Source organism: Desulfobulbaceae bacterium (assembly GCA_013792005.1).
Classification (GTDB): Bacteria; Desulfobacterota; Desulfobulbia; order Desulfobulbales; family VMSU01; genus VMSU01.
On the sequence record VMSU01000233.1, the window covers coordinates 1 to 10,869 of the forward strand.

Annotated in this window: 23 protein-coding genes; all 23 read left to right on the forward strand. The window is 38.8% G+C overall.

Annotation, left to right across the window (positions count from 1 at the left end; all coding sequences use genetic code 11):
* The coding region (gene tuf, locus FP815_15245) for an elongation factor Tu (GenBank protein MBA3016286.1) at positions 1 to 126 on the forward strand (126 nt) is incomplete at its 5' end.
* An 11-nt stretch (positions 127 to 137) separates the two neighbouring features.
* The gene (rpsJ, locus tag FP815_15250) at positions 138 to 449 is read left to right on the forward strand and encodes a 30S ribosomal protein S10 (GenBank protein MBA3016287.1); all 312 of its coding nucleotides are present in this window, start codon (positions 138 to 140) and stop codon (positions 447 to 449) included.
* Positions 450 to 494: 45 nt separating this feature from the next.
* Complete coding sequence (locus FP815_15255; GenBank protein MBA3016288.1) at positions 495 to 1,130, forward strand: 50S ribosomal protein L3; 636 nt, start codon at positions 495 to 497, stop codon at positions 1,128 to 1,130.
* An 89-nt stretch (positions 1,131 to 1,219) separates the two neighbouring features.
* Positions 1,220 to 1,843: a 50S ribosomal protein L4 gene (gene rplD, locus FP815_15260; GenBank protein ID MBA3016289.1), complete on the forward strand. Its 624-nt coding sequence runs from the start codon at positions 1,220 to 1,222 to the stop codon at positions 1,841 to 1,843.
* Positions 1,840 to 2,130, forward strand: a complete 291-nt coding sequence (locus FP815_15265) for a 50S ribosomal protein L23 (GenBank protein ID MBA3016290.1) — start codon at positions 1,840 to 1,842, stop codon at positions 2,128 to 2,130. The genes rplD and FP815_15265 overlap by 4 nt, the downstream gene beginning before the upstream one ends.
* A 56-nt stretch (positions 2,131 to 2,186) precedes the next feature.
* Positions 2,187 to 3,008 carry a 50S ribosomal protein L2 gene (gene rplB / locus FP815_15270; protein MBA3016291.1) on the forward strand — a complete coding sequence of 274 codons (822 nt, stop codon included), beginning with the start codon at positions 2,187 to 2,189 and terminating at the stop codon, positions 3,006 to 3,008.
* 18 nt (positions 3,009 to 3,026) lie between these two features.
* The gene (rpsS, locus tag FP815_15275; GenBank protein ID MBA3016292.1) at positions 3,027 to 3,302 is read left to right on the forward strand and encodes a 30S ribosomal protein S19; all 276 of its coding nucleotides are present in this window, start codon (positions 3,027 to 3,029) and stop codon (positions 3,300 to 3,302) included.
* Between the two features lie 93 nt (positions 3,303 to 3,395).
* Positions 3,396 to 3,728 carry a 50S ribosomal protein L22 gene (locus FP815_15280; protein ID MBA3016293.1) on the forward strand — a complete coding sequence of 111 codons (333 nt, stop codon included), beginning with the start codon at positions 3,396 to 3,398 and terminating at the stop codon, positions 3,726 to 3,728.
* Positions 3,729 to 3,772: 44 nt separating this feature from the next.
* A complete protein-coding gene (gene rpsC / locus FP815_15285) occupies positions 3,773 to 4,417 on the forward strand; it encodes a 30S ribosomal protein S3 (GenBank protein ID MBA3016294.1) in 645 nt (214 codons plus the stop codon).
* Positions 4,418 to 4,432: 15 nt separating this feature from the next.
* Entirely contained in the window at positions 4,433 to 4,849 is a 417-nt protein-coding gene (rplP, locus tag FP815_15290) for a 50S ribosomal protein L16 (GenBank protein ID MBA3016295.1), read from the forward strand.
* On the forward strand, positions 4,846 to 5,040 hold the full coding sequence (locus FP815_15295; GenBank protein ID MBA3016296.1) for a 50S ribosomal protein L29: 195 nt from the start codon (positions 4,846 to 4,848) through the stop codon (positions 5,038 to 5,040). Before rplP ends, FP815_15295 begins: the two co-directional genes overlap by 4 nt.
* A 46-nt stretch (positions 5,041 to 5,086) precedes the next feature.
* Positions 5,087 to 5,347, forward strand: coding sequence for a 30S ribosomal protein S17 (rpsQ, locus tag FP815_15300; protein MBA3016297.1), 261 nt, complete (start codon positions 5,087 to 5,089; stop codon positions 5,345 to 5,347).
* A 136-nt stretch (positions 5,348 to 5,483) separates the two neighbouring features.
* On the forward strand, positions 5,484 to 5,852 hold the full coding sequence (gene rplN, locus FP815_15305) for a 50S ribosomal protein L14 (protein ID MBA3016298.1): 369 nt from the start codon (positions 5,484 to 5,486) through the stop codon (positions 5,850 to 5,852).
* A gap of 45 nt (positions 5,853 to 5,897) precedes the next feature.
* Positions 5,898 to 6,227 (forward strand): 50S ribosomal protein L24, encoded by a 330-nt coding sequence (locus FP815_15310; GenBank protein ID MBA3016299.1) that lies wholly within the window; start codon positions 5,898 to 5,900, stop codon positions 6,225 to 6,227.
* Between the two features lie 29 nt (positions 6,228 to 6,256).
* Positions 6,257 to 6,796 (forward strand): 50S ribosomal protein L5, encoded by a 540-nt coding sequence (rplE, locus tag FP815_15315; GenBank protein ID MBA3016300.1) that lies wholly within the window; start codon positions 6,257 to 6,259, stop codon positions 6,794 to 6,796.
* A gap of 20 nt (positions 6,797 to 6,816) precedes the next feature.
* Positions 6,817 to 7,002, forward strand: coding sequence for a type Z 30S ribosomal protein S14 (locus FP815_15320; GenBank protein ID MBA3016301.1), 186 nt, complete (start codon positions 6,817 to 6,819; stop codon positions 7,000 to 7,002).
* A 79-nt stretch (positions 7,003 to 7,081) separates the two neighbouring features.
* On the forward strand, positions 7,082 to 7,483 hold the full coding sequence (gene rpsH, locus FP815_15325) for a 30S ribosomal protein S8 (protein MBA3016302.1): 402 nt from the start codon (positions 7,082 to 7,084) through the stop codon (positions 7,481 to 7,483).
* A gap of 44 nt (positions 7,484 to 7,527) precedes the next feature.
* Positions 7,528 to 8,067, forward strand: a complete 540-nt coding sequence (locus FP815_15330; protein ID MBA3016303.1) for a 50S ribosomal protein L6 — start codon at positions 7,528 to 7,530, stop codon at positions 8,065 to 8,067.
* A gap of 13 nt (positions 8,068 to 8,080) precedes the next feature.
* Positions 8,081 to 8,446 (forward strand): 50S ribosomal protein L18, encoded by a 366-nt coding sequence (locus FP815_15335; protein ID MBA3016304.1) that lies wholly within the window; start codon positions 8,081 to 8,083, stop codon positions 8,444 to 8,446.
* Positions 8,447 to 8,490: 44 nt separating this feature from the next.
* Positions 8,491 to 8,985, forward strand: a complete 495-nt coding sequence (locus tag FP815_15340) for a 30S ribosomal protein S5 (GenBank protein ID MBA3016305.1) — start codon at positions 8,491 to 8,493, stop codon at positions 8,983 to 8,985.
* Positions 8,986 to 9,006: 21 nt separating this feature from the next.
* On the forward strand, positions 9,007 to 9,186 hold the full coding sequence (rpmD, locus tag FP815_15345) for a 50S ribosomal protein L30 (protein MBA3016306.1): 180 nt from the start codon (positions 9,007 to 9,009) through the stop codon (positions 9,184 to 9,186).
* A gap of 5 nt (positions 9,187 to 9,191) precedes the next feature.
* Positions 9,192 to 9,629: a 50S ribosomal protein L15 gene (locus FP815_15350; protein MBA3016307.1), complete on the forward strand. Its 438-nt coding sequence runs from the start codon at positions 9,192 to 9,194 to the stop codon at positions 9,627 to 9,629.
* Positions 9,630 to 9,631: 2 nt separating this feature from the next.
* Positions 9,632 to 10,869 (forward strand): preprotein translocase subunit SecY (gene secY, locus FP815_15355; GenBank protein ID MBA3016308.1); only part of this gene is annotated, 1,238 nt, incomplete at its 3' end.

A 10,869-nucleotide genomic window follows, 5' to 3' on the forward strand; every position in this document is an offset into this window, starting at 1 on the left:
GGAGATAATGTATCGATTGATGGTTGTCTCATCACCCCGATAGCAATGACCGAAGGGTTGCGTTTTGCTATCCGCGAAGGTGGCAGAACAGTTGGCGCCGGTGTAATCAATAAGATTGTTGAATAAGGTGAATTGTAATGGTTCAAACACAGAAAATTCGTATTAGGCTTAAAGGGTATGATCACAAACTCTTGGATCAGTCAACGCAAGAGATTGTAGACACGGCAAAGAGTACAGGGTCAATGATTGCTGGACCTATTCCACTGCCAACCATGATCAACAAGTATTGTGTTAATAGATCAGTTCATGTTGACAAAAAGTCACGAGAACAGTTTGAAATGAGGACACATAAAAGGTTGCTTGATATTCTTGAGCCGACTCAGCAAACAATTGATGCTTTAATGAAACTCGAACTCTCTGCTGGAGTCGATGTTGAGATCAAGCTTTAGAACTTGTAAGTGTAATTTTTATTTAATCTTAAGTGGGTTGGTACGATGCCAAAAACAATAGGATTACTTGGGAAAAAGATTGGAATGACCCGGGTGTATAATGAGAGTGGCCAAGCTATAGGCGTAACTGCAGTCGAGTTAGGTCCGTGTGTTGTTTTACAGATTAAAACAGAAGGCAAGGAAGGTTATAATGCCTTGAAGATGGGCTTTGGAGCAAAAACTGAAAAAAGAATGACTAAGCCTGAGATAGGACAGTGTAAAGCTGCTGATAAGGGAGGATTCTATCATATAAAGGAGTTTTCCGTAATAGATCCATCTCAGTATCAAGTGGGACAAGTTATCTCAATTGAAGATATGTTCAAAATCGGTGACTTGGTTGATGTTACCGGTGTAAGTAAAGGTAAGGGATTCCAGGGTGTCATAAAGCGGCATGGGTTTAAGGGTGGCGGTAATAGTCACGGATCAATGTTTCATCGTGCACCAGGCTCAATTGGATGTTCCGCATGGCCTAGTAGAGTTGTAAAGGGTAAAAAAATGCCAGGACATATGGGAACTGATAGAGTTAACAAAAAGAATGTCACTATTTTTGATATTCGTTCAGATGAGAATGTGTTGCTGGTTAAGGGATCTTTGCCTGGAGCAAAACAAGGCTTACTAGAGATTTATACAAAGTTATTTTAAATCTTTTTTTGATCCAAATTCCTGATAGACACGTACTCTAAATATACGGTTTAGAGCGATAGATATTACCTTCATTTGAGGTATTACCAATGCCAGTTACAAATTTGTACAATATAAAGAAAGAAAAATTGGGTGAATTGCACCTTAATGATGATGTGTTTGGTGTAGATGTAAACACTCATCTACTGCATAGTGTTGTTAGAATGCAGCTAGCAGGCAGAAGATCTGGAAATGCTTGCACAAAAACGCGTGTTGAAGTCAGAGGAAGTTCTGCAAAACCATTTAAACAAAAAGGAACTGGCCGAGCACGAGCTGGTAGTAAACGATCTCCACTGTGGAGAGGCGGAGGTGTGAGTCATGGTCCTAAACCTAGAGATTATTCACTTAAGCTTTCCAAAAAAGCCAAAAGATTGGGTTTGAAAATGGCTTTAAGTGCTCGAGTTGCCGAAAATAATGTCACGGTACTTGATGATTTTCAACTTGATACGATTAAAACCAAGAATTTCGTTTCGGTTATGAATGGTTTTGAGATAACTAATGCATTGATAGTAGTTCCTGAAGAACTAGTGACACTTGTTAAGTCTTCAAGAAATGTTCATGGTTTTCAGGTAGTACCGACAATCGGATTGAATGTATATGATATTCTTCGGCATAAACATTTAATACTGCTTCAAAACAGCATTGAACTCCTGGAGAAGAGGTTATTGTCGTGAAAAACATATGCGCTATCATAAAGAAACCATGCCTTACTGAAAAGGGGATGCTGCTTCAAGAAAAAGTGAATCAGGTCGTACTTAAGGTTGACCCTAGGGCAAATAAGATCGAAATTAAAGCAGCAGCAGAAAAGCTCTTTAATGTCAAAATATCTAAAGTAAGAACAGCCAATATGCACGGAAAGAATAAGCGTGTTGGCAAGCATAATGGAACGACTAACGATTGGAAAAAGGCTATTGTATCTTTGCAAGAAGGTCAAAAAATGGACTTTTTAGATCAACTGTAATCCATCAGTGATACGTTCTTTTTTAATTAACGATAATATGAGAATCGGGGTTTGCAATGGCAATAAAAACCTTTAATCCGACTTCACCAGGGAGGCGAAATCTAGCATTACTTGTTTCGCCAGAACTGTCTAAATCAGGACCACAAAAAAATCTTTTATCCACATTGACCAAGTCAGGTGGCCGAAACAATAATGGGCGGATTACTGCTCGCCATATCGGCGGTGGTCATAAAAGAAAGTATAGAATAATTGACTTTAAACGTGATAAACAAAATATCCCGGGTAAAGTGTCGGCAATTGAATACGATCCAAATCGTACTGCAAATATTGCATTAATTACCTATGCCGATGGAGAGAAAAGATACATTCTTTCACCCTTAGGAATGAAGGTAGGAGATAGTGTAATTTCAGGGGATCAAGTCGATGTTCAAATAGGAAATTGCATGCCCATGGGAAGTATGCCCCTTGGTAGTATCATACATAATGTTGAAATGAGGATAGGGAAAGGCGCGCAACTTGTTCGTAGCGCAGGTGTTTCTGCCCAACTCATGGCTAAGGAGGGTGAATATGTATTGATAAAACTCCCTTCAGGTGAAGTAAGAAAATTTCATAAGTTATGCCGAGCTTGTTTTGGGCAGTTGGGTAATGTAGAGTATGATGCCCAAAAACTTGGGAAAGCCGGCCGGAATCGCTGGAAGGGAAACCGACCCAAGGTTCGTGGTGTAGCAATGAATCCTCATGACCACCCGATGGGTGGAGGTGAAGGGAAAAGCTCTGGAGGAAGACATCCTTGCTCACCCTGGGGTATGCCATCTAAGGGATTTAAGACAAGAAAGAAGAAAAATTCTGATAAATTTATCGTTACTAAAAGGGCCTAATCAGTAGGAGGAAAAGAAATGGCGCGTTCAATAAAAAAAGGACCCTTTGTTGATTCCCATCTGCACGAAAAAGTTGTTAAGGCGAAAGAGACAAATTCTCGGAAGGTAATTAAAACATGGTCTCGTCGATCAGACATCATCCCTGATATGATTGGATTATCATTTGCCGTGCACAACGGGAGGAAATTTATCCCCGTTTTTGTTTCAGAAAACATGGTTGGCGGAAAACTTGGTGAGTATGCTCCAACTCGGACTTTTTTTGGTCATGCCGGCGGGAAGAAGGGAAAAAAATAATTAACTATTCCATGTTTTACGAATTATTTCGGAATGCCGATTGTTAATAGACAAACGGATAACCCGGAAACGCTAAATAAGGAGCAGGTACAGATGGAAGCAAAAGCAGTTTTACGAAACTGTCGGATATCTCCGCAAAAGGCCAGGCTTATTGCAAATCTGGTTAGAGGGGTACATGTTGAGGCAGCGATTAATTCACTTCGGTTTATGCCCCAGAAAGGTGCTGCGATAATTCGAAAGGTATTAGAGTCAGCAGTTGCTAATGCTAAACAGAATGATTCGATAGATGTCGACACGTTATACATAAGAACTATATTCGTCGATGGCGGTCCGATGCTTAAAAGGATTATGCCTAGAGCAATGGGGAGGGCTAACCGTATTCTTAAGAGGTCTAGCCATATAACCATTGTTGTTGATGAACAATAATTCTATTAATAACTAATTTAAACATATTGTGATGGAGGAAGGATTTGGGCCAGAAAGTTAATCCAATTGGTTTGCGCCTTAATATAATTCGTTCATGGGAATCTACTTGGTATGCAGGGAAAGACTATTCAAAGTTTTTACTTGAAGATCATACTTTAAGAAAATTTCTCAAAAAACGTCTTTATCATGCAGGGCTCTCAAGGGTGCAGATAGCAAGGACCGGAGACAAGATACGCATTAAGCTCTTCACAGCCCGCCCAGGTATTGTAATTGGCAAAAAAGGAGCTGAAATAGAGACGCTTAAGGCTGAATTGGAGAAACTGACTAGCCGAACCTGCGTTTTGGATATTCAGGAGGTAAGACGTCCTGAGGCCGATGCACAGCTTGTTGCTGAAAATGTTGCAATGCAGCTTGAGCGAAGGGTCGCTTTCCGTCGAGCAATGAAAAAGGCTGTTAATATGGCCTTGAAGTTTGGAGCAAAAGGTATTAAGATATCCTGCTCTGGTCGATTAGGTGGAGCAGAGATTGCTCGGAATGAATGGTACAGAGAAGGACGTGTCCCACTTCATACTTTAAGGGCAAATATAGATTATGGTTTGGCTGAGTCACTAACAACTTTTGGTATCATAGGCGTTAAAGTCTGGATATTTAAAGGTGAAGTACTTAGCGACGCAGAGAATGTAATTTAAAAATAGGATAAGACAATGCTGAGTCCTAAGAAAGTCAAACATCGTAAGCAGTTTAAGGGTCATATGCGTGGTGAAGCCCAGCGAGGCTCGACCATCGAGTTCGGTGAATTTGCTCTTAAAGCCACTGAGTGCGGAAAACTGACATCACAAATGATAGAAGCCGGTCGTGTAGCCATTAACCGCAAGATAAAACGTGGCGGTAAAATGTGGGTAAGAATTTTTCCGAATAAACCATTTACCAAAAAACCTGCTGAAACAAGAATGGGTGGAGGTAAAGGAGCACCTGAAGGTTGGGTTGCTGTGATTAAGCCAGGGAAGATTCTCTACGAGATTCAGGGAATTGAGCCTGAAGTTGCCATGGAAGCTTTAACTTTAGCAAGACACAAATTTCCATTTGATACAAAGATTATCACTAAGGAATCAACCTTATGAAGATTTCTGAGATGAAAGAACTAACTGAAGGTGAAATTGCGGCTAAGGTTATCGCGATGGAAACGGAGCTATTTAAGCTGAAGTTTCAACATGGTATTCGGCAACTTGACAATACTGCAAAGCTCTCTTTTATAAAGAAAGATATTGCACGTTTAAAGACGATTAAACGCCAGAAGGCCGAAACAGCTTGATTTGAATTCTTATTCACTCTTCCGCTAACATGATGCAGGTAAGATAATGACTGATCCTATTAAAAAAAGAAGAACATTAGAAGGGGTAGTTGTAAGCGATAAGATGACAAGTAGTATTGTCATTGAAACAGCACGATTAGTTCCTCATAAATTATATGGCAAAATGATACGTCGGCACAAAAAATATATGGCTGACGACCCTGAAAATATCTGCACAATCGGAGATCAGGTAATCATAGAAGAATGTCGTCCTTTGAGTAAGAATAAAAGATGGCGGTTGCGTGAGATTGTAAAAAAAGCTGATTAATATAGAAATTTTATATTTAGGTTTGTTACACCTACCCTAGGTATATACTTTGTTATATTAACCAGTTTTTTTATTAAATACCCTATAAATTTGCCTTTTGCTGTAGCACATTGCAAAGGAACTACATGGTAAAGTTATGATACAGACCGAAAGTGTATTAAAGGTTGCAGATAACTCGGGTGCGAAAAGTGTTCTCTGCATAAAGGTTTTAGGTGGTTCAAAAAGACGTTACGCACATGTAGGAGATGTGATTGTTGTTTCCGTACGTGAAGCGATTCCAAATTCGAAGGTTAAGAAAGGCGACGTAATGAAAGCAGTTATTGTACGGACTGTGACACAGATCAGACGTCCTGAGGATACCTTTGTCAGGTTTGACGAGAACTCTGCGGTATTGATTGCTGCAAACGGAGAGCCGATAGGGACACGCATTTTTGGACCTGTAGCAAGAGAGCTTCGATCGCGGGGATATATGAAAATAATTTCACTTGCCCCAGAAGTATTATAACAAAAAGTTGTGATTCCATCGTTCTATGAGCTGAGAGGCAAAGAAATGAATTATACACATCAAGTAAAGAAAGATGATCAGGTGGAAGTCCTGAGTGGAAAAGATAAGGGCAGAGTTGGTAAGATACTTCGTGTTGATCCGAAAAATAATACGGCTATTGTAGAAAAAGTCAATGTTGTTAAACGTCACACTAAGCCTAATCCGGCTAATCAACAGGGCGGTATCATTAGTAAAGAGGCTATGATTGATCTCTCGAACTTGAAACTTATTTGTCCAAAGTGTGCCAAAACAGTTCGCCTCGGGAAGAAGATTCTTGATGATGGCTCAAAAGTGCGAGTTTGCAAGAAATGTGGTGAGTCTGTCGAAGCAAAATAATTTATTTGGAATTATTCAGGGTGATCATGATGGCTAACTTGAAAGAATATTATCATAATGAATGTGTACCTTTACTCATTAAAGAGTTTGGGTATAAATCAATAATGGAAGTACCAAAGCTCGATAAAATAGTTTTGAATATGGGTTTGGGAGAAGCTGTTCAAAATCCAAAAATTATTGAAGGAGCAGTTGCAGAACTGACCGCTATTGGAGGACAAAAAGCTGTTGTTACTAAAGCAAAGAAGTCAATTGCTGGTTTCAAACTCCGAGAAGGCATGCCTATAGGATGTTGTGTGACAATTCGTAAAGATCGGATGTATGATTTTCTTGCAAAATTGATTAATATTGCATTGCCAAGAGTAAGAGATTTTCGCGGGACTCCTTCGAAATCTTTTGATGGCAGGGGAAACTATGCTTTAGGTATTAAAGAAGAAATAATATTTCCTGAAATTGACTATGATAAAATTGACAAGATTAAAGGTCTTAATATTGTAATTGGTACAACGGCTAAAACAGATGAAGAGGGACGATTCCTACTGAAAGCCTTAGGGATGCCTTTCAGGAAATAAAAAGAAGGTTGAGGATAACCGTGGCTAAAAAATCATTAATTGCTAAATGTAAGAGAACACCTAAGTTTGCAGTACGTGCATATAATCGCTGTAAAATTTGCGGAAGACCACATGGTTACATGAGAAAATTTGGCATATGTCGTATTTGTTTTAGGAGTATGTCTAACAGTGGTTTAGTTACTGGAGTTACTAAGTCAAGTTGGTGATCTATTGTTTGCTTCAGGTGTATTACTTGATATTAAGAATTAGATATATCCATCTAAGACCTCGAAAAGGAGTTTTTCAATGTCTATGAGCGACCCCCTAGCAGATATGCTGACTAGGATACGTAATGCTGTTATGGTTAATTTAACTTGTGTGGATATGCCATACTCCAAGATTAAGGCAGAAGTAGCCAAGATTTTGAAAAAAGAGGGCTATATCAGCGACTATCAAAAAATTGAGGATAACTCTTGTCAGGGTTCCCTCAGAGTATCCTTAAAAATTAATGGTGATAATGACAAAGTTATTACCGGGATTAAAAGGATAAGCAAACCTGGTCGTAGGATTTATGCACGTCATAATGAGATACCTAGGGTGTTAAGTGGCCTCGGGATATCAATTGTATCAACCTCACAAGGTGTTTTGACGGATCATGAAGCTAGAAGTAGATCTGTTGGTGGCGAAATAATTTGTGAAGTTTGGTAATTTTTCAAGAATGAAACATTAAAAGTATTGTTTGGAGATTTCCAATGTCAAGAATTGGTAATAAACCTATCCCCGTTCCTGCTGGGGTTAAGCTTGAAATTAATAACGATTTTATAAGAGTAACTGGATCTAAAGGTACCCTTGAGAAACAGATTATGCCTGAATTACAAATCGTTGAAGAGGGAGCTACCCTATTAGTCAAAGCTAGTGATAACAGCAAAAGAACTAATGCCTTTCGTGGGTTAACCAGGTCCTTGATAAACAACATGATAATTGGATCTCATACTGGTTTTAAAAAAACTTTGATAGTTGAAGGTGTTGGATATCGGGTTAATGTTAATGATAAAAAAATTAGTTTATCCGTAGGATATTCAAATACCATTGATTTTGTATTGCCAGCAAATGTTTCTGCAACAACGGCAAATAATCAAATTGTTCTTGAATCAATAGATAAAGATTTACTTGGACAAACAGCTGCTAAGATTAGAGATATAAGAAAACCCGAACCCTATAAAGGCAAGGGCATTAGATATGAGAATGAACATATTGTCAGAAAGGCTGGTAAGGCCGCTGGAAAGAAATAATTAGGGTACATTCATGGCTAAGACAAGTATAAAAACACAGGCACGGCAGAAAAGAGTTCAGCGTATTAGGAAAAAAATCGAGGGTACAACTGAAAGACCCAGATTGCGAGTATTTAAAAGTTCTCGTCATATTTACGCACAACTGATTGATGATGCTAAAGGTGTTACCCTTTGTTCTTCATCTACAATTTCGGCAGAGATTGATACGTCAGAAATTAAAGGGAAGATTGCTCAGGCAAATAAAGTTGGGCAACTTGTAGCATCACTTGCTAAGTCCAAAGGAATAGAGAAAGTAGTATTTGATAGAGGTGGTTACATCTATCATGGACGAGTAAAGGCATTGTCTGAGGGAGCTAGAGAAGGTGGGTTAGTCTTTTGAAAAGTAAAAGCACATTGAAGGAGGATAGATCCTTGGCTAGTTTAATCAATGAAAAAGATGATCAGTTGATAGAGAAAATTGTCTTTATTAACCGAGTAGCAAAAGTTGTAAAAGGTGGCAGACGATTTAGCTTTAGCGCGATAGTCGTAGTTGGTGACGGGGCAGGTAAAGTTGGATACGGCCTAGGTAAGGCCAACCAAGTACCTGAAGCAATCAGAAAGGGTGTTGAGCAAGCAAAAAAGGATATGAAACGTGTTTCTATTACAAACACGAGTATTCCACATGAAATTTTTGGAAAGTTTGGCGCCGGAAGAGTTATGCTTAAGCCTGCATCTCCAGGTACAGGTGTAATAGCCGGAGGAGCTGTAAGGGCTGTATTAGAGGCGGCAGGAGTACATGATATTCTTACAAAATGTCTCGGGTCACACAATCCACATAACTTGGTTAAGGCTACAATAGATGGATTAAGAAACTTGCGCACACCAGAAATGATTGCGGCTAAGCGAAATAAGTCTGTCGAAGAGATTCTGACTAAGTAATTGATATTGATAGGAATATTTATGGAAAATCAAGTTAAGGTGACACTGAAAAAGAGCTATATCGGGTGTCCCAAAAAAATACGAGCTACATTGATTGGTTTAGGACTTACTCGCATAAACAAAACAATATTCAGAAAAAATACACCGGAGATTCAAGGGATGTTGAATAAAGTTCAACACCTAATTCTGGTGGAGGAATAATTATGTTGAACTTAAGCAATCTTTCTCCATATCCAGGGTCCACTAAACAACGAAAAAGAATTGGGCGTGGTCAAGGAACAGGGCAAGGAAAACAGTCAGGTAAAGGACATAAGGGTTATAAGGCGCGTTCTGGCAGCAGCATTAGTCCTGGGTTTGAAGGTGGACAAATGCCACTTCATCGTCGCTTACCAAAGCGTGGCTTTACAAATCCATTCAAAAAAGAATATGGAATTGTGAATGTCAAGGATTTGGAAGTTTTTGATGATAACACCTTAATTGATTCTCAATTGTTGCACACTAAAGGTCTAGTTGGAAAAAAATACACCTTGATTAAGTTGCTTGGTACTGGTGAAATAACAAAAAAGTTGATAGTTAAACTTTCATCAGTCAGTGAGTCTGCTAAATTAAAAATTGAATCTGCTGGCGGCAAAATCGAGGTATAATAATGGCAAGTGGCTTACAAGGAACTGCTAATATACCGGAACTCAAAAGGAGAATTACATTCACTCTTTTGATGCTTGCCGTATATCGCATAGGTGTACAGATCCCAACACCCGGTATTAATGGTGAGGCACTTGCAGATTTTTTTGCTAAAAATGCAGGAACTATTTTTGGCATGTTTAATATGTTTTCTGGAGGCGCTCTAGAAAATTTTTCAATATTTGCACTTGGTATTATGCCTTATATTAGTGCATCTATTATCTTTCAATTATTACAGGTTGTTGTTCCGCAGGTTGAAGCACTTGCTAAGGAAGGTGAATCTGGTAGAAGAAAAATTACCCAATATACCAGATATGCAACCGTTGTTCTTAGTATAGTTCAGGGACTTTTTATTAGCATTGGACTAGAAAGTATGGCTGCACCAACCGGTAATGCCATGATTGTCATTACTCCTGGGTGGTCCTTTAGGATAATGACTGTGATAACTCTTACATCTGGAACTGCATTTATCATGTGGTTAGGCGAACAGATGACCGAACGTGGTGTAGGAAATGGGATATCATTAATTATATTTGCCGGTATTGTAGCTCGTATGCCTGTAGCAATTGTAAATACAATTAAAATGATTACCGCAGATCAGATGCCAATTATATTGTTGCCAATTCTTCTTGCAATGATTGCTTCAGTTATAGGTATAGTCATATATTTTGAGACGGCACAAAGGAGGATACCAATTCAATATGCGAAACGTATGATTGGTAGACAATTATATGGTGGGCAACGATCTCACCTTCCTCTCAAAATCAACATGTCAGGTGTTATCCCTCCAATATTTGCCTCCTCTATCATGATGTTTCCAGCAACTATTGGTGGCTTTGTTCAAAATGATTTGGTGAAACAAATTTCAGCTTCTTTAGCATGGGGGACTTTACTCCATACATTGCTATATGTCGTAATGATTGTTTTCTTTTGTTTTTTCTATACTGCTGTTACATTTAACCCGGTAGACATTGCCGAAAATCTAAAGAAAAATGGAGGTTTTGTGCCTGGAATTAGACCTGGCAAAAAAACCGCTGAATTTATCGATAGGATCATGGTTAGACTCACTGTTATAGGCGCCATTTATATATCTGTTATTTGCGTGTTACCTGAGATATTGATTAAAAAATTAAATGTTCCCTTCTATTTCGGTGGAACAGCTTTGTTAATTGTGGTTGGTGTTGCTATTGACACCATTGCTCA

Coding starts and splice junctions, on each gene's coding strand:
- rpsJ (MBA3016287.1), top strand. CDS start 138: ATGGTTCAAACACAGAAAATTCGTATTAGGCTTAAAGGGTATGATCAC.
- FP815_15255 (MBA3016288.1), top strand. CDS start 495: ATGCCAAAAACAATAGGATTACTTGGGAAAAAGATTGGAATGACCCGG.
- rplD (MBA3016289.1), top strand. CDS start 1,220: ATGCCAGTTACAAATTTGTACAATATAAAGAAAGAAAAATTGGGTGAA.
- rplB (MBA3016291.1), top strand. CDS start 2,187: ATGGCAATAAAAACCTTTAATCCGACTTCACCAGGGAGGCGAAATCTA.
- rpsS (MBA3016292.1), top strand. CDS start 3,027: ATGGCGCGTTCAATAAAAAAAGGACCCTTTGTTGATTCCCATCTGCAC.
- FP815_15280 (MBA3016293.1), top strand. CDS start 3,396: ATGGAAGCAAAAGCAGTTTTACGAAACTGTCGGATATCTCCGCAAAAG.
- rplP (MBA3016295.1), top strand. CDS start 4,433: ATGCTGAGTCCTAAGAAAGTCAAACATCGTAAGCAGTTTAAGGGTCAT.
- FP815_15295 (MBA3016296.1), top strand. CDS start 4,846: ATGAAGATTTCTGAGATGAAAGAACTAACTGAAGGTGAAATTGCGGCT.
- rpsQ (MBA3016297.1), top strand. CDS start 5,087: ATGACTGATCCTATTAAAAAAAGAAGAACATTAGAAGGGGTAGTTGTA.
- rplN (MBA3016298.1), top strand. CDS start 5,484: ATGATACAGACCGAAAGTGTATTAAAGGTTGCAGATAACTCGGGTGCG.
- FP815_15310 (MBA3016299.1), top strand. CDS start 5,898: ATGAATTATACACATCAAGTAAAGAAAGATGATCAGGTGGAAGTCCTG.
- rplE (MBA3016300.1), top strand. CDS start 6,257: ATGGCTAACTTGAAAGAATATTATCATAATGAATGTGTACCTTTACTC.
- rpsH (MBA3016302.1), top strand. CDS start 7,082: ATGTCTATGAGCGACCCCCTAGCAGATATGCTGACTAGGATACGTAAT.
- FP815_15330 (MBA3016303.1), top strand. CDS start 7,528: ATGTCAAGAATTGGTAATAAACCTATCCCCGTTCCTGCTGGGGTTAAG.
- FP815_15335 (MBA3016304.1), top strand. CDS start 8,081: ATGGCTAAGACAAGTATAAAAACACAGGCACGGCAGAAAAGAGTTCAG.
- rpmD (MBA3016306.1), top strand. CDS start 9,007: ATGGAAAATCAAGTTAAGGTGACACTGAAAAAGAGCTATATCGGGTGT.